General features: G+C 42.5%; 18 protein-coding genes. 12 read left to right on the plus strand and 6 right to left on the minus strand.

From position 1 onward, the window contains the following. Positions 1–134: 134 nt before the first annotated feature. On the minus strand, positions 135–623 hold the full coding sequence (locus tag ATK78_RS03920; protein ID WP_243732462.1) for a fasciclin domain-containing protein: 489 nt from the start codon (positions 621–623) through the stop codon (positions 135–137). A 299-nt stretch (positions 624–922) separates the two neighbouring features. On the opposite strand from ATK78_RS03920, the gene ATK78_RS03925 reads away from it, so the two are divergent. From ATK78_RS03925 to ATK78_RS03955, 7 genes are all read left to right on the plus strand, one after another. After that, positions 923–1408, plus strand: coding sequence for a DUF4442 domain-containing protein (locus ATK78_RS03925; RefSeq protein WP_133574740.1), 486 nt, complete (start codon positions 923–925; stop codon positions 1406–1408). Positions 1409–1495: 87 nt separating this feature from the next. After that, the gene (locus ATK78_RS03930; protein WP_133574741.1) at positions 1496–2119 is read left to right on the plus strand and encodes an AlbA family DNA-binding domain-containing protein; all 624 of its coding nucleotides are present in this window, start codon (positions 1496–1498) and stop codon (positions 2117–2119) included. A gap of 56 nt (positions 2120–2175) precedes the next feature. After that, on the plus strand, positions 2176–3534 hold the full coding sequence (locus ATK78_RS03935) for an MATE family efflux transporter (protein WP_133574742.1): 1359 nt from the start codon (positions 2176–2178) through the stop codon (positions 3532–3534). A gap of 313 nt (positions 3535–3847) precedes the next feature. Next, on the plus strand, positions 3848–6799 hold the full coding sequence (locus ATK78_RS03940) for a TonB-dependent receptor (RefSeq protein WP_133574743.1): 2952 nt from the start codon (positions 3848–3850) through the stop codon (positions 6797–6799). A 207-nt stretch (positions 6800–7006) separates the two neighbouring features. After that, on the plus strand, positions 7007–7945 hold the full coding sequence (locus ATK78_RS03945; protein ID WP_133574744.1) for a sulfite exporter TauE/SafE family protein: 939 nt from the start codon (positions 7007–7009) through the stop codon (positions 7943–7945). 226 nt (positions 7946–8171) lie between these two features. Continuing rightward, positions 8172–9263: a sensor histidine kinase gene (locus ATK78_RS03950; RefSeq protein ID WP_133574745.1), complete on the plus strand. Its 1092-nt coding sequence runs from the start codon at positions 8172–8174 to the stop codon at positions 9261–9263. Positions 9264–9267: 4 nt separating this feature from the next. Beyond that, on the plus strand, positions 9268–10332 hold the full coding sequence (locus tag ATK78_RS03955; protein ID WP_133574746.1) for a histidine kinase: 1065 nt from the start codon (positions 9268–9270) through the stop codon (positions 10330–10332). A gap of 361 nt (positions 10333–10693) precedes the next feature. Here ATK78_RS03955 and ATK78_RS03960 read toward each other — a convergent pair whose 3' ends face one another. Beyond that, positions 10694–11746, minus strand: a complete 1053-nt coding sequence (locus tag ATK78_RS03960; protein WP_133574747.1) for an aldose epimerase family protein — start codon at positions 11744–11746, stop codon at positions 10694–10696. Positions 11747–11902: 156 nt separating this feature from the next. On the opposite strand from ATK78_RS03960, the gene ATK78_RS03965 reads away from it, so the two are divergent. From ATK78_RS03965 to ATK78_RS03985, 5 genes are all read left to right on the plus strand, one after another. Then, entirely contained in the window at positions 11903–13054 is a 1152-nt protein-coding gene (locus ATK78_RS03965; protein WP_133574748.1) for a galactokinase, read from the plus strand. An 11-nt stretch (positions 13055–13065) separates the two neighbouring features. After that, a complete protein-coding gene (locus tag ATK78_RS03970) occupies positions 13066–13596 on the plus strand; it encodes an RNA methyltransferase (RefSeq protein ID WP_133574749.1) in 531 nt (176 codons plus the stop codon). Between the two features lie 209 nt (positions 13597–13805). Beyond that, positions 13806–14306, plus strand: coding sequence for a GNAT family N-acetyltransferase (locus ATK78_RS03975; RefSeq protein WP_133574750.1), 501 nt, complete (start codon positions 13806–13808; stop codon positions 14304–14306). 10 nt (positions 14307–14316) lie between these two features. Further along, entirely contained in the window at positions 14317–14799 is a 483-nt protein-coding gene (locus ATK78_RS03980; protein WP_133574751.1) for a MarR family winged helix-turn-helix transcriptional regulator, read from the plus strand. A gap of 102 nt (positions 14800–14901) precedes the next feature. Continuing rightward, the gene (locus tag ATK78_RS03985; RefSeq protein ID WP_133574752.1) at positions 14902–15558 is read left to right on the plus strand and encodes a YdeI/OmpD-associated family protein; all 657 of its coding nucleotides are present in this window, start codon (positions 14902–14904) and stop codon (positions 15556–15558) included. Positions 15559–15563: 5 nt separating this feature from the next. On the opposite strand, the gene ATK78_RS03990 is transcribed toward ATK78_RS03985, so the two are convergent. The 4 genes from ATK78_RS03990 to gltB form a co-directional block, all read right to left on the minus strand. Next, positions 15564–17039: a TlpA family protein disulfide reductase gene (locus tag ATK78_RS03990; protein WP_133574753.1), complete on the minus strand. Its 1476-nt coding sequence runs from the start codon at positions 17037–17039 to the stop codon at positions 15564–15566. A 134-nt stretch (positions 17040–17173) separates the two neighbouring features. Then, entirely contained in the window at positions 17174–17470 is a 297-nt protein-coding gene (locus ATK78_RS03995; protein ID WP_133574754.1) for a hypothetical protein, read from the minus strand. Between the two features lie 211 nt (positions 17471–17681). Continuing rightward, positions 17682–19148, minus strand: coding sequence for a glutamate synthase subunit beta (locus ATK78_RS04000; RefSeq protein WP_133574755.1), 1467 nt, complete (start codon positions 19146–19148; stop codon positions 17682–17684). Positions 19149–19233: 85 nt separating this feature from the next. Further along, positions 19234–23742: a glutamate synthase large subunit gene (gene gltB, locus ATK78_RS04005; protein WP_133574756.1), complete on the minus strand. Its 4509-nt coding sequence runs from the start codon at positions 23740–23742 to the stop codon at positions 19234–19236. Between the last annotated feature and the right edge of the window lie 372 nt (positions 23743–24114).

Raw genomic sequence — 24114 nt, forward strand, 5'->3', positions numbered from 1 at the left:
CCACAAAACATAAAAGTTTTTACTAACTTAAAAAACAGCGATTTAGTCTATTAAAAAGGCCTTTCTGAAAATCAGAAAGGCCTCTTCAAAAAAAATAATTAATTATATTCAGATTATTTATGCATTAAAAATGCTTATTTCGGCATTAACACGCTGTCAATAACAAAAGTTACGCCATTGCTGGAGATCACATCAGGAATGGTAATTTTAGCATCATTAACCCACCAGGCACCGTCTTTTTGAGTTAATTTAAGTTTACCGCCTTGTACAGTAGTCAATTCCATACCATCTTTAAGATCGGCAGCTTTGTAGCTTCCGGAAACCACATGATACGTTAAGATTTTCGTCAGGTCGGCTTTCATTTCTGGTTTTAACAATTTGTCAACCGTTCCGGCAGGCAATTTATCAAAAGCAGCATTTACTGGCGCAAATACAGTGAAAGGTCCGGTTCCGCTTAATGTTTCTACTAAGCCTGCTGCTTTAACTGCTGCAACTAAAGTAGTGTGGTCGCTGGATCCCATTGCATTTTCAACAATGTTTTTAGAAGGTACCATCAATGCACCCCCAACTTCAACACCGCTTTCCATAGCCATTGTGGTATCGGCCATTGAAGTATCGGTCATTGACGAATCTGTAGAAGTTGATGCTGAATCAGATGAACCACCACATGAAGAAACCAATGCCATTAAGGCTACCCCGGCTGCTACGCTTAAAAATTGCTTTTTCATACTTGTTTTGTTTTTATAGATTTTTGTTTTGTTAGCAATACTAACGAAGCAATAAGGCAATCAGATTTATAGCGTATTAAAACAAAGAACATCAGTCGGTTACAGCCCTGTAAATTTACCATCGAAGTATAAAATTACGATTACATTATATTATAAATTTTATAGTTCAATAAACTTTCAGATATTTAAGCATCATGGTTGTATCAGAAAAAACCCTTAAATGGGTCTTAAATTTATACCCACCTTTATTGTTTCAACGCATCTGGGTTAAGAAATTCCATAAAGGATTCAGGGGCGCCGACGTGAAGATCAATAAAAGCATATTAAATAAAAACTACAACGGTTCCATTTTTGGAGGCACCATTTATGCAGCTACCGATCCATTTTATGCCTTGTTGTTCGATCAGCTGCTTCGGCGCGAAGGCTTTAAAACACGGGTATGGTTAAAAAGTGCGTCCATTCAATACCTTAAACCTGGTCGCGGAACCTTGTATTTTACCATACTTATTACTGACGACATGCTAAACGAGGCCATTACCGCCTTAAACACAAGCGGAAAATTTGTTAAAGCCTACCCGATGGAAATTACAAATGCAGATGGAGAGATCTGCGCCACGGTAATGAACGAAGTGTATGTGCGCAATCTTCACCAGGGAGAACAACCAAGAATAGCGTATTAGAGAGCGTATTGAGAGCCCATAAGAGCGTTTTAAGAGCTTTTAAAGAACGTATAGAGCATAACAAGAGCATATTAAACTGCTGAAGCGATGAACATCAAGAGATTAATTTTACAGGGCGAAGGAACCACGCTTGATTTCAAGAAAACGATCACAAGTACGGAAAAGATTGCAAAGAGCCTGGTTGCATTTGCCAATAATAAAGGCGGGCAGCTGCTAATCGGCGTAGCCGATGATGGCAGTATAAAAGGGGTAAAATCTGAAGATGAAGAGCGGTATATGATCACCAAGTCTGCACACCAGTTCTGCAAGCCTGCTATTGAGCCTGAATTTGAAGAGATTTATGTAGACGATAAACTGGTATTGGTTGTAAAAATTGCAGCCAGTGACACCAAGCCGCATTATGCGCTCGATGAAAATAAAAAGTGGTGGGTCTATTTCCGGGTAAAGGACAAAAGTATCCTGGCCAGTAAGATCATTGTAGATGTAATTAAAAAAAGCAATGGCAGCAGCGGACAGCTCATTACCTATACTGAACAGGAAAAGAAGCTTTTTGAATACCTCGAAACACAGGGAAGGATCACATTAAAGGAATTTAGTAAACTGACACGCAGCTCTTACCGGCAAGCACAAAAGATCCTGGTAAGCCTCATTATCAGCGGCGTGATCCGTCCGCATACCTCAGAAAAGGAAGAATACTTTACACAAGTTTAGCATAAAATTAAAGCAGGTATCCAAATATTAGCGTAAAATAACCGACTTTTGCAGCAATGCTGAGCACATTTTACACCAAATATAAACCCTACTATAAAGATAATTTAAAGCTGGCGATGCCGATAGTGGTATCTCAACTTGGACATACACTGGTACATCTGGCAGACAGTGTGATCGTTGGGCACTTCGCCGGTACCATCCAGCTGGCTGCTGTATCGCTCGTAAACAGCCTGTTCACCCTGATCATGGTCATTGGTATGGGGATCGCCTATGGCTTAACCCCGCTTATTGCGCGTGAAAACGGCAGCAAGAACTATGATGAATGCGGTAAACTGCTTTCCAATAGCCTGATCATTAACTTCTGCACCTCCATCTTATTGTATGGGCTCATTTACCTGGGTACTTTATTGGTTATTGATCACATTGGCCAGTCGCCGCAAGTGGTTGCCTACGCCAAGCCGTATCTCGGTTATTTAGGCATCTCCATCATTCCCTTAATGATCTTTCAAACCTTTAAGCAGTTTACAGAAGGGCTTGGCTTTACCAAACAAGCCATGTACGTATCCATCTGGGGCAACGTGATCAACGTAATCCTGGGGGTCATTTTTGTAAAAGGCCTGTTCGGTATTGCACCTATGGGTGTTAAAGGAGTAGGTTTAAGTACGCTGATCGACCGGATTTTAATGGCCACAGTGATGGCAGTTTTCGTAATGCGCTCCAAACACTTCAAATTATATATCCAAAAATTCAGGATCACGTTTATCGACAAAGTACGTGCATTTAAGATTGTCAGGATCGGTGCACCCGTAGCCATGCAGTATTCTTTTGAGATCAGTGCATTTAGTGGCGCAGCCATCATCATAGGTACCATCGGTGCCGTTGAGCAAGCCGCACACCAGGTAGCCATAAACCTTGCTGCAGTAACTTATATGATGGCCAGTGGAATTGCCTCAGCCGCAACCATTAAAACAGGAAACAACCTCGGTAAAAATAACTTTACAGACCTGAGACGATCCGCAATTGCCAGCTATCATGTCATACTTCTTTTCATGATCATAACTGCTCTATTTTTTACCGTGGCTAGCAGCGTACTTCCCTATCTCTATACCGAAGACAGGGCCGTTATCAATATTGCCTCACAGCTGCTGATCATTGCCGGCTTTTTCCAGCTGTTTGATGGAACACAGGTTGTGGGACTTGGCGTATTAAGGGGTATTGGCGATGTAAATATTCCAACGCTCATCACTTTTGTAGCCTATTGGATTATCGGTATCCCCCTTGGATATGTGCTGGGCATTACACTGGGCATGGGTGTAAATGGAATATGGTATGGCCTTACCTTTGGCTTGCTTACCGCCTCGGTCCTGCTGTTTCTGCGTTTTCAAAAAAGAACACGACTGCTGGCTAAAAGTTAGCGTACCCTACCCTTATTACAGAATAAAACCAGCTTAACAACAATCCCGAATTTACAATATTGAGTGATCCAAAGGCTCTTCTTATTGGTCGTATTAACGATTAATTTCAATAATATTTTGTTTTGCGAAATACTTGTATTAATATTGTCTACTAATTCGATAGACTTTATATGAAACAAATTCTACACGCTCCCAATTATGATGGTTTTATGAAACCTGCTGACGGAAACAAATCCTGTTGTTGTCAGATGTGCTGTACCCCAGATCTGCATCTCAACTAACCCCATCAGTTAAATCTTATTCAAACCATCTAATGAAATTCCAAATCTATAAATTGGCCATTCCAGGCTTATTATTATTCGCACTCCTGCTTCAAAAGCAACCCGCTTTAGCACAAGAAAATCAACTCATAGAAGTGTCCGGAACCATCAAGGACCAGGAAACCAAAGAACCGCTTGCCGGTGTAACCGTACTGATCAAAGGAACCATCGCTGGTACCAATTCAGACCAGAGCGGTAAATTCAGGCTCCGCACCCGCCTTAAATTTCCATTCACCCTCGTATTTTCGAGTGTTGGTTTCAAGTCACAGGAGTTTGTGGTAAAAGAATCCGGAATGCAGCTGGATATTTCATTGGTTACACAGACCTTACTGGGCAATGAAGTGGTAATTACCGCATCCCGCGTAGAAGAAAGTATCTTAAAATCACCCGTAGCGATTGAGAAACTGGACATCCGGGCCATCCGGGAATCTCCGGCACCAAGTTTTTACGATGCCCTTGAAAACGTAAAAGGTGTTCAGATGACCACTTCCAGCATTACCTTTAAAGTACCCAATACCAGGGGCTTTAACATCCCAAATAACTTTCGCTTTGTACAATTGGTTGATGGAGTAGACATGCAGGCAGCCACCCTTGGTGTACCGCTGGGTAATGCCATCGGTCCAACAGAACTGGATATTGCCAGCGTAGAGATTACTCCCGGAGCTGCTTCAGCCCTATACGGGATGAACGCCATTAACGGGATGGCCAACCTGATCACTAAAAGTCCTTTTCAATACGAGGGACTAAGTGTATACAGTAAAACGGGCTTAAACCATGTTGGCGGTACAGGCCGCAACCTGAGCAACCTCACCGAAACCGCCCTTCGCTATGCTAAAGCCTATAACAATAAATTCGCATTCAAGGTGAACTTAAGTTACTTCAGAGGTACAGACTGGCTTTCTGATACACGGACAGATCAAAACCCGAACAACCTGAATACGGCCAACCCAACGTTCCCGGAACTTGACGGAAATGAAAATAACCCCGCCTATGACGCCTGGAACAAATATGGCGATGATAATGGTAGTAATGCTGTTACCATTAGCGGAATTACAAATATCCCAGGTAAAACAGGCAATCAAAGTATCATTGTCAGACGTACCGGTTATTATGAAAAAGATGTTGTTAACCCTATTGTAGATAATCTTAAGTTCGATGCGGCCCTGCATTACCGCCTTACAGACAATGCAGAACTTTCATACCAGTATCGGGTAGGAAAAATGGATGGTGTATTTCAACGCGGCAACAAGATCCAGCTGGATAATGTGGTTGTACAAAACCATAAGCTGGAACTAAAAGGTCACGATTATTTCATCAAATCCTACATTTCCATAGAGAACACCGGAGATTCTTACAACATTAAACCGTTGGTAGACAACCTGGACATTACCAGCGGCGGCACCAATTCAGTTTGGGGCGCCAAATATAAAACTGCGCTTCAAAATGCCATCAATGCAGGCACGCCATTGGCGGAAGCTTTGAGAGTGGCGAGAAAGGCAGCCGATGCTGGTCGCGCAGAACCGGGAACACCTCAATTTAATGAACTAAAGAACACCATCGTAAAGATCAACAACTGGGATCATAAAAGCGTAGTGGGCGGTGATGCCCCGGCAACCGGCGGTGCCTGGTTACGCCAGCTCAGCAGAACTTACCATGCCGATGGACAGTGGGACTTAAGCAGCAAGGTTAAATTTGTCGACCTGCTGATCGGTGCCGATGCCCGGATCTATGAAGTGATCCCGGATGGAAATAACTTTGTGGATTTTAGCAGACCAAATGCCGACAGGAACAAACCCCTTGCAGATGGCAGTTTCGGTGAAAACGTATATTACAAGAAATTTGGTGCGTTTACACAGGTTACCAAGACGTTCTTTAACGAGAAACTTAAAGTATTCGGATCGCTTCGCTTAGATTACAATCCGGAGTTTGATGCCAAGTTCAATCCGCGTGTTGCCGCCGTATACACCGTTGCAGAAAAACACAACTTCAGGGCATCCTTCCAAAACGGATACCGCTTCCCTGCCCTGTTTGAAGCCATATCTTTTGTAAATAATGGAAATATCCGTCGGGTTGGCGGACTTCCTTACATCAATGAAGGGTTAAATTACCTGGACAACTCCTACACCTTAGCGTCTATCAATACCTTTAATGCAGCGGTTAATAAAGATGTAGCCACCGGGTTAACAGCTAATGATGCCGCCTTAAAGAACAGGGCCTTACTGGAAGCTACCATACTGAAGTCTACCCAGCCAGAACAGATCAACTCTTTTGAGATCGGTTATAAAAGTGTGCTGTTCGATAATAAACTGGTTATCGATATCGATGCCTACAGCAACGAATACAGCGGGTTTTTAGGTCAGGTAGAAGTTGCTGTTCCCTACCAGGGAACCAGTACCGCTCCTTTAAGTGCACAGGTTCCGGTTGGAAGTGATGAGTCGGTTATTGCAATGCTTGCTGCCAACCGCAACAACCAGCAAACCAGGTACCGTGTTTATACCAATGCCAAAAACAAATACAATAACTATGGCTCCTCGCTGGGCTTAACTTACAATTTCTTAAAGCTGTATACCATTGCCGGAAATGTGAGCTACAATAACATCACAGAGAACAAGGAGAAAGACGTATTTGTAACCGGTTTCAATACGCCAAACTGGGCTACAAACATCTCCTTCGGTAATCGTGAAATAGCTAAAAACCTTGGTTTTAACGTAGTATGGAGATGGCAGCAGGAATTCCTGTGGGAAAGTCCGCTGGTAAACGGAACGGTTCCGGCTTTCAACACCTTTGATGCCCAGTTTACCTATAAAATTCCAACGGCCAAAGCCAGTATAAAAGTAGGTGCAACCAATATATTTAATAAACATTATGTACAATATGCCGGCGGACCAACGCTTGGCGGTCTTTACTATACCGCCATTACGTTTGATGGCCTGTTGAATAAGTAAACTAATAACTAACCTAAATTCAAACCACGAGGGTGTTAGGGGTTATGCTCAGCAATGATGGGCATAACTTCAGCACACCCTCATTTTTTTATTAAGAAACAAGATGTTACCAGGAACATCATTTATGCGCCAGATCATCCCGGATTTACCGGGAAGCTGTAAAGCAAGAATGAAAATAACTGGATCACACCAATCAAAAACAAAAGCATGAGTTTACAAGAAAATCAAAGCAGGATTACCATAGACAATAAAATTCAGGAACGTAAGTGGAAAAAGATCGCTTACGTATGCCTTATTGTCCTTGCCGTTCTGTTTATCGGCTACGCACTCTATTCTTACCTGACCTACGATGTAATCGTTCAGTTCGGAAAAAGCGTTTACGATCAAACCGATGAAAAGTTCTTGTGGATGCTCCTGGTTGGTTTCCTGGCCCAGATGGTTGATGGTGCGTTAGGAATGGGATATGGTGTGGTATCCACTACACTCCTGCTTTCCGGCGGATTAAACCCTGCAGTGATCTCCGGAAGTATCCATACTGCAGAAATGTTTTCAAGCGGGGCATCTGGTTTTAGTCATTACCGCTTTGGTAATGTCAACAAAAAGCTGTTTAAGGTATTGCTTATTCCTGGTGTGCTTGGTGCCATTGCAGGTGCCTTATTATTGGGCTATGCCGGCGAAGCTTTCTCAACCTACATCAGACCGGTAATCTCCGTTTATACCCTATTGTTAGGAATCCGCATTCTGCTCAATGCATTTAAAGAAAAGACCAAACCACAAAAGATCAAACGCGCGGGCTGGCTGGCTGGTGCAGGCGGCTTCCTGGATTCTTTTGGCGGTGGCGGATGGGGACCACTGGTTACTTCTACCCTGATCTCTAAGGGACGTACCCCAAAATATGTGATCGGCTCGGTAAGTTTAACCGAATTTTTTGTAACCATGGCCAGCGCAGTTACCTTCTTCTTTATGCTCGGTGTAAGTCACTGGCAATCCATCCTGGGCTTAATTGTTGGTGGTGTAATTGCTGCGCCTTTGGCAGCCCGCCTGGTTGGTAAACTACCTATGAAAAAAATGTTTATCGGCGTTGCTACCATCGTAATTATTTCCAGTGTACGTATCATTTGGATGTCTATCACCAAGCTACTGTAAGGCTATTGTAAGAAATTTATTTCCAGTGTACGTATCATATGGGTGTCGATCAGCGGCTGATGTTAGAAAACAACCAGGCTACTTTTAGAAAGCAACCAAACTACTTTTAAAAAGCAACAAAACTACTTTTAGAAAATCACAAACTACTGTAAAGAAATAAATACGGTTAACTGGTCGGATTATTCTTTAATTCCTGAACTAATGAATAAATTTGCTCTACGAGCGAATGGCAATTACGACCTTAAAAAAACATATTTCCGATACTTTCAAGAACTACAGGTGGCTATTACATGTGCTGTTTTGGGTGTTGATGCTATCTTATGTTACGTATAGTTATGCGATAAGCGGTTATTTTCAAAGCAAAAAATTCCCTGCCCCGCTTCCGGTCATCATCTTTACCATCCGGCATGTCATCTTATTTTTAGTTTCCTATTCATTCCTTTTTCTGGTTGTTCCACTATTTAAACAGCCCAAAAGATACCGGGCATGGCTTCTGTTTTTAGCGATCTTCTTATTCTTTTTTTTACTTCAAATATGGATCTTTAAGCTGCTGATGTATATGGCACCTGCAATCAACGGCAATCCTGACTATACCTTTATGCGGATCTTAAATCGCAATTTTGGCAATTTCTTCGTTCCCCTCACCGTTTTTATTGCATTCTATTACTTTATAGACATCTACGACCAGCAGAAAGGCATCCGGAACCTGGAACAGTTCAAGAGACAAAAGATCGCCTTGGAAAGCAGCTTTTTAAAATCACAGGTAAACCCGCATTTCCTGTTCAATACCTTAAATAACATTTACGCACTCAGCTTAAAAAAATCTGAACAGACCCAGGTCATCATCGAAAAGCTGGAATCCCTGCTGCACTACATGCTTTATGAGTGTAAATCAGATTTTGTGCCGCTTGAAAACGAATTTACGTTTGCAAACAGTTATATCGCCCTGGAAAAACTTCGTCATAAGGAAGACCAGATCACGGTTACGGTAAATATTAAAGGGGGCTCGAAAGATAAGCAGATTGCACCGCTGCTGCTGATCAACTTTCTGGAAAATGCATTTAAACATGGCACCAAAACGAGTTTCGGACAGTCATGGATCAATATGGATATTGAAACCAAAGATGATACAGTACACTTCAAACTGCAAAACAGTAAGCCATTTAACCAGCATGGACAGGCCATTACCGAATACAAGGGCGGCATCGGACTTAAAAATGTTCAGCGGAGACTGGAGATCCTCTATCCGAAACGTCACCAATTGACCATTAATAATGCAAAGGACAAGTTTGAGATCGATTTAATTATTAATTTGTAAAGCGATGGCCAATATTGTAGAATTAGAAATTAACAACAAGAACCGCTGGGTATATTTTACCAAGTACCGTTGGGTGGCACATGTGGGCTATTGGATCTGGGTTTTATTGGTAGGAACACTGATGGTTGTCACTGTTCCGATCACACCAAAAGTTATATTACATCATTTTATACTCGACAATCTAATCATTGCGTCCTTCTTTTATATCTATTGTTTATTTCTGATCCCTTATTTCTTTAAGCGGAACAAAAATGCAACGTTCTGGTTACTGGTTGTTTCCTGTATCCTGGTTTTTTGCGCAATTGATCTGGCTTTCAGCGAGAACTTTGTGCGGATGAGCAATCATAGTTTCCCAAAAGGTTATACACTTAAAGACAAATATTTTGATAACCTGTACGGCTATGTATTGAACTTTCTGATCTTCTCGGTGATCTTATTTTTCATGGAGAAGAATGAAGAAACACATACCCAGCTTGAGCTGGACAAAGAGAAAATGGAAATTGAGCAGGTAAAGCTGGATCTGCTAAAGACGAACATCAGTCCTGATTTTTTAATGCGGTCATTAGGTCAGCTTAAAAAATCAGCAAGCAACCACGAAGAAAGTACTTCAGAATCCATCCTTACCTTTTCTGATCTGCTCAGATACCGTTTATACAGCAATAAAAAAGAAGAAACGAGACTTACAGATGAGTTGAATGCCCTGCAAAGCTTTGTTCACTTTATCTCGTTAAATCAAACCGAAAACAACCTGCAGGTCGTATTGAATGTACAGGGTGAAAGCACCAATAAATGCCTTGCCCCGCTTGCACTGGTCAATATCCTGGAACCCTTTTGTAAGGCAGTCTCCAATCAGCCCGTATCGCTCCAGATGATCCTTTTAATTGATGATGCAGAACTGACGCTCGAAATGGATTACAGCCTGAGGGCCAATGAGATCCTGCTGGCCGATCTGGAAAGCTATGGAAACAATTACAAACAGCTTAACGACGAAAGTATTAAATTCAGGTTTGAGAACTGCGAAGACGAACGCTGCCTCATCAGCCTTACCCTGCCACTTTTTACGTGTTAAGGCTACGTGGTACTTATCTAAATGCCTTCAGTACAATTCTAATACTTAGTACAATTTAATGCCTGTTGGTCGCTTAACAAGCTAAGTTACTTATCATTATATTTAGTGTACTGGATTGCTGAACTCTCGTTGCTGGTTAACAAGCCAAGTTAGTTATCATTATATATTTAGCGTACTGGATTACTGAACTCTCGTTGCTGGTTAACAAGCTAAGTTAATTATCTTCTAATACTTAGGTGCACTTTAACCCCTACTCGCTTAACAAGCTAAACTACTTATTATTAATATTAAGCATATTGGATTGCTAACCCTCCTTAGGTCGTTTAACAAGCTAAGATAATTATCATTAACTATGCCTGTATTATTCAATTTTACCTGTCAACTTCTCAATCTTAAAGATGGTCGTCTGCACGTAGTGTTCGCCGGGTCTTAATATGGTATTTGGAAAATCACTTACATTAACTGCATTTGGATGATGCTGTGTCTCTACGCAGAAGGCTTCAAAAGCTTTGTAATCCCGTCCGCCTTTACCATTCTTCACAGCCATGTGCTTAGCGGTATAAAAATGAGCTACAGGTTCTGTGGTATAAACAGAAAGTTTAAGTCCGCTGCCTTCTTCATAAGTTTCTGAAGCCAGGGTAAATTGCCCGGCCTGCTTATCCAGCACAAAAGACTGATCATAGCCATCTGCAGCATTCCAATCGGAACCAATTGCCTTAGGCGCTAAGAAATCATGTGAAGTACCTTCAACAGGAATTAACCGTCCGGTTGCTGAAAAATCAGCATCCTGCTCTAAATAATGACTGGCGGGCATTCTATGGATATGATTCGCCACAGAACCGCCATCGGCAGCCAGGTTAAAGTAACCGTGATGGGTAAGGTTAATCGCTGTAGCCTCATCTGTGCTTGCCTTATAATCCAGGATCAGTTCATCATCATCCGTCAGTTTAAAAGTAACCTGAACGGTTAGATTACCGGGAAAATTTTCTTCACCTGCCGGACTGATATATTGCAGGGTTAAGCTTGGATCAATGGTAGACAATACATCCCATACTTTACGGTCGAAGCCTTCCAATCCGCCATGCAGACAATTCGGGCCATTGTTCAGTGCCAGTTGATGGGCTTTACCATCAATAGAGAAATTACCAGACTTAATGCGGTTGGCATAACGGCCAATCACGGCACCAAAATACGGATAGTTGCTGAGATAATCTTCAGAAGTATAGGCATCAAAATCATCAAAGCCTAAAACAATGTCCTGTTTTTCACCATGTTTATTGGTCACTATAAATGAGTTTACGATGGCACCGTAATTATAAATCTTCACATAAGTGCCGTGGGTATTGGTCAATTCAATCGCCAGCACTTCTTTTCCATTGATAATTTTTCCGGTTTTTATTAAGTTGGTCTTCATTGTTCTATCTTGATAATTATTTGGTTGATGCACTTATAGGATTCGGATCAGAATTGTATCTTAGAGCCCTTTGATAATTGAAACAATACTATCAATTATTTAAACAATACTATCAATACTTTATTTAAATCTGAAACATTAATTTAAAATATTACAATGAAAGCGGAATTGGACCACAAATTCTCAGAGCGATACAAACACGAAGCTACAGCACACTATTTTACACCAGGACGCGTAAATTTAATCGGAGAACATATTGACTATAACGGCGGGCTGGTAATGCCATGTGCCATCACCATGGGTACCTGGCTGGTTATTGCGCCAAACGATCAAAAGGTAATCCGTTTTAAGAGTTTAAACTTTGAAGAAGAAGCTGAATTTGAATTAAAATCAGCATACACCAAAACCGGCCCTGAATGGTACAATTATCCGTTGGGCGTATTTCATGAGATCTTAAAAGACCACCAGATCCATACCGGTCTGGATTTGCTCTTCTTTGGTAACATCCCTATCGGTACAGGCCTCTCCTCTTCGGCGTCTATCGAAGTGGTGATGGCTTACGCGCTAAATGATTATTTTGATCTTGGAATGGAACGCATCCAGCTTCCTATACTTGCTAAAAAGGTAGAGAATGATTTCATCGGATTAAACTCCGGCATCATGGACCAGTTTGCTGTTGCGTTTGGTGAAACCCATAAAGCGATTGTCTTAAACTGTGATACCTTAAAATATAAGATTGTAGATTGCAATTTAGGTGAGTATTCACTGGCAATCATCAATACGAATAAGCCGCGTAAGCTGGCAGAATCGAAATATAACGAACGCGTTTCGGAATGCCAGACTGCTTTGGCACAGTTAAACCAGGAAATTAAACTGAATAACCTGTGCGAACTGACTGCCGATAAATTTGCATTGCACAGTCACCTGATCACCGATCCAACAGTTTTAAAGCGTGCTACCCACGTGATCAATGAAAATGACCGCGTTAACCATGCTGCTAAAGCCCTTAATGATGGCGATTTGGAAGAATTTGGACGTTTAATGTACGCTTCACACCAGTCGCTGAAAGATCTTTACGAAGTTACCGGCGTTGAACTGGATACTGTGGTTAACTTCTGTACAGATTACGAACACATTATTGGTGCAAGGATGACGGGTGCCGGATTTGGCGGATGTGCAATTGCCCTGCTTAAAAAAGGCCAGGAAGAAGATTTTACAAAGCAGCTAACAGATTATTATACGGAGCAGATTGGCTATGCACCAGTGGTATATATCAGTGAAATAGGAAACGGCGCATCAGCGATATAAATAGCACACCATTGAAGAAATTAAAATTAGATGAACTGAACCGCGTTGGCATTCAGGAATTCAAAGACCAGGATAAATTACCGGTAGTTGTGGTGCTGGACAATGTGCGCAGCATGCACAACATTGGTTCTGTTTTCAGAACCTCAGACGGATTCTCTATAGAGAAACTGTATCTGTGCGGCATTTCTGCGCAGCCACCACACCGGGAAATTGAAAAAACAGCATTGGGAGCTACACAGTCTGTAGCCTGGGCCCATTTTGAAAGTACACTGGATGCAGTTGCAGATCTTCGTGAAAAAGGATACGAGATCATTGCCATTGAACAAGCTTCCGGCAGTACAATGCTGAATACGTTTAAACCGGCAACGGATAAGAAATACGCATTAATTTTTGGTAATGAAGTGAATGGAGTTAGCGATGAAGTGATGGCGCAAATTGATGAATGCATTGAGATCCCACAGTTTGGCACCAAACATTCCTTCAATATTGTCATCTCCGCAGGAATTGTACTTTGGGATTTCTTTGCTAAATTGAGGTTGTAAAATCATCTGATATTATATCGATGTGTGGATAAGTTTATGCTGATTTTCTCACTTAAAGCCCCTTAATTGGGGCTTTTTTATTTATCTGTGCTCTTTATCACCCCATTTTCAAGCCCTTTCCGAATAATCTATTAACCTATTTTTTGTTGTTTGACTTTTATTTATGTAGTTAACTACGTATATTTGAACATAAATAAAGATTGAAATATATGAATACGATCAATTTAACCATCGCCCCTATATTCAATGACGATTGCAAACCCGCTATCGATTTGATATTACCTATCCAGCAAATTGAATTTAATGTTCCGGTTACCATTGAAGATCAACCCGACCTGCTGGATATTGAAGCCAATTATCACCAGGCCGGCGGCAATTTTTGGGGCGCGAAGATAAATAACGAACTGGTTGGTACAATTGCTTTGCTGAATACCGGGCACAATGCGGGAGCTCTCCGCAAAATGTTTGTAAAAAAAGAGTTCAGGGGCAAGGAATATGGCATAGCACAACAATTACTCGAAACCCTGATCACTTACTGTCGTGAAAAAAATATAAACGATATATACCTTGGGACTGTGGACATGTTAAAGGCAGCACACCGGTTTTATGAGAAAAACAGTTTTAATCATATAGAAGCAACCGATCTCCCATCCTATTTTCCAAGGATGATGGCCGACAATAAATTTTATCACTTACATTTAAATGTTTAAATAAAACCTAATGAATGTAATTGATGAATCGGGTATATTGGCAATTTCTACCAGGCTGCAACGCCTGAGCGAACAGATCAGGAAAGAGGGTTTCCTGGTTTATGCCGCAAATGGAATCACCTTTGAGCCAAAGTGGTTCCCGGTGATCTATACGCTGCATCTTAAACCTGTATTAAGCGTGGTTGAACTGGCTGCCGAAATTGGCTATACCCACCCATCTACCATTACCTTGTTAAAAGAGCTGGAAAAGGAAAAGCTGATCCGATCGAAGAAGGATAAACATGATGAACGCAAACGATTACTGCAATTATCGGATAAAGGGAAAAAACTGGTTGAGCAAATGCAGCCTGTTTGGGGAATAATTATCGCAGCAATTACCGAACTGACCGATACGCAAAACAACCTGATGAAAGCCATTGTTGAAGTTGAACAGCAATTACAGGATCAGAGTTTTTTTGAAAGGGCAAAGGCAATAATGAGGAAAGGTCATTAATTCACGCGTACGGTCAGCAATCTTTCAGATCGATTTTAGTATTTCTCCTAACAAGTAGCAGTTGCTATTTTTTTGTTTAAATTGGGGCTTTAAAGATGTGCAATGGAAAATACCTTATTAAAAAAACTGTATTTCAAACCTGGATTTAAGGTTTTACTTTTAAATGCTCCTGAGCAGCCTGATACATTATTGGGTGATACTTCATCAATCAGCTTTGTTAACGATCATAATTCGGACTTTAACGGCCTGCTGACCTTCATAAAGAATAGTACTCAACTTGCAGAGGAACTAAATGTATGGGCAACCAAATTAACAGCCGGACAGGTAGTTTGGGTTGCCTATCCTAAGAAAAGCTCCGGGATCGTTACCGACTTAAAAATGGAGAAATGGAAAGAGCTTGATGCACACCAGCTATCACCATGCGGATCTGCAGCCATTGACGATACCTGGTCGGCATTACGAATTAAGCCGGTTGACGATGTAAAACGTTCGGGCGTAGGCAACAGCCAGATCAAGGAAAATGAATTTGCAGAATTTATTGATGTAGAAAATAAAAAGGTAAACGTACCACCAGACTTGTCGAGGCTTTTCTTACAACATCCGCAAGCCCAGGAGTTCTTTCAAAAGCTCGCTTACTCGCATCAAAAAGAATATGTGCTTTGGATCCTCACTGCAAAACAGGAAGCTACCCGAACCACAAGGCTGCAGAAAACAATTGAGATGCTGCTAACTGAGAAAAAGAATCCTACAGCAAAATAATAAATTTATAAATACTTGCTGATCTCTGCGTACAGATTATCTTTATCACCAGGCCGTTTGGCATTATCCTGAACGATGAGACCATTCTTGACGATCAGGTATCTTGGTATCGCATAACTTTTTCCGTCCCAGAACTTATTCATCAAATCCTGTCGAAGGCTGGTTGTGGTACGAACATGGTTCCCACTAAGATCGTAAAATTTGATCATGTCTTTCCATTGCTTGTCTGCCTGATCACCGTCCATAGAAATGTAAAGCATCTCCACATTCTTGGCTGCCAGAAATTTCTTTAGCTCCGGATTAAATGCAAATTCTGCTTTACACGGACTGCACCAGGTTGCCCACATGTCTATATACACTGTTTTACCTTTAAATGGAGCTATGAGCTGTTCAAATGAATTAATTGAAGCACTTGCCAGTAAAGTCTGGTTAGACTTAAATGTTTCCGTAGCTTTAGCATGATAGGCAATAATTTCATCTGCTAAAGGAGAAATGTAAGGATTGTATGGGCTTTCCGGATATGTCGTTTTAAATTTCTCATACAATTTGACAAGCTGAGGTTCATATTGCTTCTGCATCGCTTCTTCAAAGATGTATCTGGCCTGAAGATATTCTAACGCTTTCCCCTTAAAATTCGCTGCGAAACCATTATAATACTTATCAAACCGGTTTTCAGGAGTAAACGGATCCTGATCATAGGTGCCATTCTTTTTTGGAAGATACATTAACCTGTACCATGAAACATAGTCTTTGGCATAATCGAAAAAATCAGGCGCAGCAATATCCAAATCACCTGTAAGCGGATATTTTTTAAACACTACTTCCCAGCCATTTTCAAAGTCTTTATCCAGGGTGGCTTTGTAATCCGGATGCGCAGGCTTATACGTTGTACGTGCATACTGAGCGGTAATCAATGATACCGACACGGCTGCATAATAATAAGTTAAATCGCGTTTAGCCTGACGATAATATGCTGGACTTATCTTTTTTAACGCAAGCAAAGAATCAAACTTCGAGATATCCTTTTGCAGATCTTTGTCGACCAATTTGATTGCCCCTGCAAAAGAGCTGTCTTTCTTAAGGTACATGCGCGACTTATTCTGATAATAAGGACGATCAAGCGTTCTGGAAAATAAGATTCCTTCCGCATTTGTTCCTTGAATTTTTACGATCTGATCTTTACCTGTTGCATCAACATCAATCTGCAGGCTCTGACCAGGCTCAACAAAAACACTTTGGCTCTTGCCATTATTAACCAGGTATATCTTACCTGCCGTATTCATCGTATTAGGGATCTTTACACTATGATTTGCATCCAGTGTAAAACGTTTAGAATTATCGAACCAGGAAAAATCGACGCCATTTACCGGGTAAATCACTTTCACTACAGAATCCGGACTTCCTGTAATGGTCACATTTATAGATTGAGCGTTTACGAACTGGCAGCTTATTAAAGCAAAGAGGAACAGGATCTTTCTCATATCAAACGTTTTTATAAAGATAATAATTTGTGATTTATTATCAAGAAATTGATAATCATCATTTTAAGCATATTGCATTACATCAATTAGAAATCTTATCCAATTGATATCATTTAAAATGCCATCTCTATTTACTAATTTAATTTGTCCTTAGCAATATATGGGTAGTCGATCTCGTATCGTGTAACTACTGAGATTTTATGAATCTTCGTCTTAATGTCATTGAAACCTGTTTCAAGAATCTCAATGGTAGAGCTGGAATTGCCCTGCAGAAAATCAACCTTCTCGCTAATGGTATTTAACTTGCCATTGATCACATCAAATCTCTTGTTAAAAGATTCAAAGTTCTTATCAATCTTCTCAAAAGCTGATTGAACTACATTAATGAAAATATCTAATTTTTCTTCCAAATTATTGAATCTTTCTTCCATTTTAATTAATTTTTACTTTGTAAATATAAACATTATAATAAAACGAAGTTTATTGAAAGTTGAAATATTTCCATATTCTATCTATAACCGCCTCAATTACTCCTATATCAGCATAAAGCAAATTTTCTGGGTACTCTATTGGGGCTGCACCCTGCCAGATCCGCAATGGTAAAAGAAAAGGCTGCATTTTTCAATGCAGCCTTCGTAAATTTTAAGCGTATGGTATCCCATCCTTGGATGGTAAACTACTGTATCCCATCAGGTACTGATCTACCTTTCTGGCGGCTTCCCTCCCTTCGGAGATCGCCCAGACTACCAGCGATTGTCCGCGGCGCATATCACCGGCAGCAAAGATCTTCGCGATATTGGTTTGAAACTTACCTTCTTCAGCTTTCACATTTCCCCTGTTATCCAGCTCAACACCTAATTTCTCAATTAAGCCTTCCTTTTGGGGATGTAAAAAGCCCATGGCCAGCAACACGAGCTGACAAGGAAGATCGCGTTCTGTTCCTGCTTTCTCTTTAAAGTTCAGCGGGCGACCAGATGGATCAATATCCCACTCTACATCAACCACCTTAACGGCTTTCAGATTTCCGTTCTCATCTTTAATAAACTCCTTGGTATTAACACCCCATCCGCGCTCACAGCCTTCCTCATGAGATGAAGTTACCTTTAACAGCATTGGATAAGAGGGCCATGGCATATTCGATGTACGCGCCTGCGATGGCATCGGCATAATCTCAAACTGGGTTACCGATCTGGCACCCTGACGGTTTGATGTACCAATACAATCCGAACCCGTATCACCGCCACCAATAACGATCACATCTTTACCGGTAGCTAAGATCGGCTCTGCACCTACTTCAAAATTACGTATCCGCTTGTTCTGCTGCTTTAAGAAATCCATTGCAAAATGAACCCCATTTGCATCACGTCCCGTTGCCGGAAGGTCTCTCGGAATCGTAGAACCGCCTGCAAGCACAATGGAATGGAAATCGCGCAACAGCGTGTTTAGTTCTACATTGACACCCACATTGGAATTGCACTTGAACACAATGCCTTCTTTTTCCATCAGGCTGATGCGTCTTGTGACCACATCTTTCTGCAGTTTAAAATCAGGAATACCATAATTCAGCAAACCACCCGGTGTATCGTCACGTTCGTAAACGACCACTTCATGACCCGCTTTATTCAATTGCGCAGCCGCGGCTAAGCCTGCCGGACCAGAGCCAATAACGGCTACTTTCTTACCGGTACGGATCAGCGGCTCTTCCGCTTTGATGTATCCTTTATTAAACGCAATTTCAATGATGTGCTTCTCTATTTCTTCAATTGACACCGGCGACCTATTGATTCCCAGCACACAAGCAGATTCGCATGGTGCCGGACAGATTCTTCCTGTAAACTCAGGAAAGTTATTGGTGCTTAATAAAATGGTGCTGGCCAGATGCCAGTCGCCCTGGTAAACGGCATCATTAAATTCAGGGATCACATTACCAAGCGGACAGCCCGACTGGCAAAACGGAACCCCGCAATCCATACAACGTGCTGCCTCTTTATTTACTTCTTCTATTTGATATGCGTTTACAAATTCATTGTAGTGCTTTAAACGCTCCTTCGCATCTTCTTTTGAAGGCGGCGTTCTTTCGTACTCTAAAAATCCGGTTACTTTACCCATGATTATTGGTTTTCAAAGTTTAAAATCCTTAATTTCCTGCAAGCGGTGTTCCGCTGCTGGTCCTGTTCCCTGCGGTTGCCCATCTTTATACGTTAAGGGTATTGATCCTGCTTAACAATACGGCTTTGTATTCTTTAGGGAACACCTTGATGAAGTGGGCAGATTGTGTTGTCCAATCACTTAACAAGAACCTCGCTAAATTACTGTCCGTCAGCTGCACATGTTTTTTCAACAAGTGGTTGATGCGCAGTTCATCCTGCTCATCCAGCGGATCAAGATCCACCATCTCCTTGTTGCATTTGCCGGCAAAATCACCTTTAGCGTCATAGATCCAGGCTACCCCACCGCTCATACCGGCTGCAAAGTTGCTTCCGGTATTACCAATTACGAGTACTTCACCACCAGTCATGTATTCACAACCGTGATCTCCCAAACCTTCAACTACCGCGGTAGCTCCCGAGTTGCGGACCGCAAAACGCTCACCAGCCTGACCGCGAACAAACAGCTCACCAGATGTTGCACCATAGAGTGCCACGTTGCCGATAATGATGTTTTGTTCCGGAACATATTTGGTATTGCTGAATGGAAATATTGACAATCGGGCGCCGGACAAACCTTTACCCACATAATCATTGGCTTCACCTTCCAGGTGCAATGAAATCCCTTTCGCCGCAAAAGCACCAAAACTCTGACCGGCAGATCCTTTAAACTTAAAGTTGATCGTATCGGCAGGCAAACCTTGTCCTTTATAGATTTTAGAAACCTCGTTAGACAACATCGTACCGATGGCACGGTTGGTATTTTTCACTTCAAACTCTGCATAGATCGGCTCTTTGTTAAATAAGGCCGGCTGCGCTGCTTTGATGAGCTCATGATCCAGGATGTCTTCCAGTCCATGGTCCTGATCTTCCGTTTTGTATAAGCTTAAGCCATTATCAGGCGCTTTAAACAAGATGGCAGACAAATCCAGGTCTTTCTGTTTCCAGTCGGCCGGATCAATGGCACGAACGCTTAACGCATCCGACTGACCCACCATTTCCTGAATGGTCCTGAAGCCAAGTTCGGCCATGGTTTCGCGAAGCTCTTCTGCCAGGAAGTGAAACAGGTTCACTACGTGATCTGCTTCTCCTGTAAACAGCTTTCTCAGGTTCGGATCCTGGGTAGCAACCCCTACCGGACAGGTATTCAGATGGCATTTACGCATCATGATACATCCCGAAGTTACCAATGCAGCCGTAGCCACACCCCATTCTTCAGCACCCAATAAGGTCGCAATGGCGATGTCTTTACCGGTTTTCAGCTGGCCGTCCGTTTGCAGGACTACCCTGCTGCGCAGACGGTTTTTAACCAGGGTCTGGTGTGCTTCGGCTAAACCAAGCTCCCATGGCAATCCGGCATGCTGAATGGAAGTTAATGGAGATGCACCAGTACCCCCGTCGAACCCAGAAACCAGGATCACATCGGCATGTGCTTTCGCCACACCAGCGGCAATGGTACCCACACCAGCCTTAGAAACCAGCTTCACATTGATGCGGGCTGCCCTATTGGCATTCTTTAAATCAAAGATCAGCTGAGCCAAATCTTCAATGGAATAAATATCGTGGTGCGGTGGCGGAGAGATTAACCCAACACCAGGTGTTGCATGGCGAACCTTTGCAATCCAGTCGTCCACTTTGTGTCCCGGAAGCTGACCGCCTTCACCAGGCTTGGCTCCCTGGGCCATTTTAATCTGTAATTCGTCTGCATTGGTCAGGTAATAACTGGTTACCCCGAAACGTGCAGATGCAATCTGTTTAATCGCCGAGCGCATCGAATCGCCATTCGGCATGGTCTCATACCTCAATTCATCCTCACCACCTTCGCCGGTATTGCTTTTCCCGCCAATGCGGTTCATGGCAATGGCCAGGGTGGAGTGTGCCTCATGAGAGATGGAGCCGAACGACATAGCACCGGTTGCGAAGCGTTTTAAGATCGCTTCAATCGGTTCAACCTCTTCAATCGGCACTGCCGGGCGGTTGTAATTGAACTCAAACAGGCCACGAATGGTGTATGCCTGGTGCGTTTGCTCGTTTACCAGCTTAGAATATTGTTTGTACGTGTTGTAATCGTTTTTACGGGTCGCATTTTGCAGCAGGTGGATGGTTTGCGGGTTAAACAAATGCTGTTCCCCCTTGCGTTTCCATTTGTAGTTACCTCCTGTTGGCAGGATGGTATCCGGACGCGTTGCAGAGCCGAAGATCCGGTTGTGCTTGATCAGCGTCTCTTTCGCAATCTCATCCAATCCCAATCCGCCGATTCTGGATACGGCACCGGTAAAGTAGTCCTGTACCACCGATTTGTTTAAACCCAGGATCTCAAAGATCTGGGCACCATGGTACGACTGCAAGGTAGAGATTCCCATTTTAGAGAAGATCTTTAACAGGCCGCTATTTACCGCGTAAATGTAGTTCTGGATCAGTTTTTCTGATTTGGTTTCCAGTTCTTTTTCAAAACCGGTAATGGTTTCCAACGCCAGGTAAGGATTTACGGCAGTTGCACCGAAACCGATCAGACAGGCAAAGTGGTGTACTTCCCATACATCGCCTGCCTCAACCACGATCCCTACTGCTCCCCTGTACCCTTTACGGATCAGGTGATGGTGAACCGCAGAAACAGCCAGTAAGGACGGAATTGCAGCATGTTCAGAATCAAGGGCCCTATCCGACAGGATAATTACCTGGAAACCGTCTTCCACCGCATCAACTGCGTAACGGCAAAGGCGTTCTAATCCTTTAGCCAACGCACCCGGTTTGCCTGTAGCCCTGAAATAGGTTTGCAGGGTTTTAGACTGGAATACGCCGGTATCGATACTTCTGAGTTTCTCCAGTTCCAGGTTGGTCAATATCGGGTGTTTGATGCCTACACAATGGCATTGCATTGCATTTTCTTCCAGGATATTGCCATTGTTACCCATGAAGCCTGCAAGACTCATCACCACTTTTTCGCGGATCGGGTCAATTGGCGGGTTGGTAACCTGTGCAAAGAGTTGTTTAAAATAGGAAGAAAGGTGTTGTGGCTTTTGCGACAATACCGCTAAGGGGATGTCGGTTCCCATAGAACCAATCGGCTCTTTACCTTCTTTGGCCATCGGTTTAAGGATGAGGTCAATATCTTCCCTGCTGTATCCAAAAACCTGCTGGTATTTAAAAATAGATTCTTCAGAAAGACCACTGAATACCACTCTTGGATTAGAAAGTTCTTCCAGTCGGATCTGGTATTTATTGATCCAGTCGGCATAGGGTCTTTTACCGCAAACCTGCTGTTTAATTTCTACGTCAGAGATGATCCTGCCCTGCTCCATGTCCACCACGAACATTTTGCCAGGCGTTAACCTTCCTTTTTCTATGATCTTGCTCTGGTCCAATGCGAGTGCACCAGCTTCAGAAGCCATGATCACGAAATCGTCTTCGGTAATGGCGTACCTTTGCGGACGCAGGCCATTGCGGTCTAACGTGGCACCGATCAGGTTTCCATCGGTAAATGAAACTGCAGCTGGTCCGTCCCAAGGCTCCATTAAGGTCGCGTGGAATTTATAGAATGCTTTTTTCAGCTCATCCATATCGTCGTTGCCGTCCCATGCTTCCGGAATTAACATCATCAGCACGTGCGGTAAAGAACGGCCGGAATGCAGCAGTAATTCTACAATATTATCCAGACATCCGGAATCCGAGTTGGATTCATCAATTACCGGAAGCAGGATATTTAATTCTTCTGGTGTAAAGTAAGAGGAAGCGAATGACTTTACGCTTGCCCTAAACCAGTTTAAGTTACCCTGCAGGGTATTGATCTCGCCGTTGTGGGCGATGTAGCGGAATGGCTGGGCCAGTTTCCAGGATGGGAATGTATTGGTGGCGAAACGTGAGTGGATCAGGCCAAATGCCGATACCACGCGTTTATCACTCAGTTCGGTAAAATAGGTACGCACCTGCAAAGAGGTAAGCTGACCTTTATAGACGATGGTCCTGGAAGAGAACGACGCGATGTAAAACTCGCCGTTAATTCCCTTAACCGTATTGTTAATGGTTTTAGAAAGATAGTTTTTGAATACGTACAGCTTCCGTTCAAAGTCGGCACCGGCTTTAATGGCATACGGACGGGCAATGAACACCTGTTCCATTTCCGGTTCCACAGAAAGTGCCATATCTCCAATACCGGTGGTATCGGTAATCACTTTTCTGAAGCCGAGGACTTCCAGGTCTAATTTTTCTGCTGCGCGGTAAATGATCTCGCGGCACTCTTCTCTCGCTTTAACGTCTTTGGGTAAGAAAAGCATCCCTACACCATAGTCGCCGGACTCATTCAGGCTGAATCCAATTTTAAGACATTCATCGTATAAGAATTCATGAGGGATCTGGATCATGATACCTGCACCATCGCCGGTATTGATCTCTGCTCCACATGCTCCGCGATGGTCTAAGTTTTCAAGAATGGTTATGGCGTCTGAAATGATTTGCTGCGACTTTCTGCCCTTGATGTGCGCTACAAATCCGATACCACAAGCGTCGTGCTCAAAACGCTGGTCGTATAACCCCCAGTTTTCTTGTGATTGCTCCATAAGTTTGGTTTAATTATATTAGGTTTGGTATTAGTGTATTGTAAACACTAAGATATAAAAAAAACAGGTGGGATTATAATATTGGCATATTTTTTAAGAAACACGCAGGAATTTGCAAATTTAAAACACCAATATTAACAAATCATCAAATTAACAATACTTAATTTATCAACTTCGTAATGCTATTATTTAGAATTGTTTTGGATAGCGCAGATTTAAGGTTTTGCGGGTAGCTGTTTCACAGCGGTTTGAGTAATTCTGTAATAAAACAAGGTGTACCTTGGGGCTGAGTTGCTCAGGAGCTCGGACAGCGTAGTAACCTTATTCACGTCTCCTTCACACCTTGCTCACATTTAGTCCACAAAAAGGTAC

The sequence above is a fragment of the Pedobacter metabolipauper genome, assembly GCF_004362715.1.
GTDB classification, from domain to species: domain Bacteria; phylum Bacteroidota; class Bacteroidia; order Sphingobacteriales; family Sphingobacteriaceae; genus Pedobacter; species Pedobacter metabolipauper.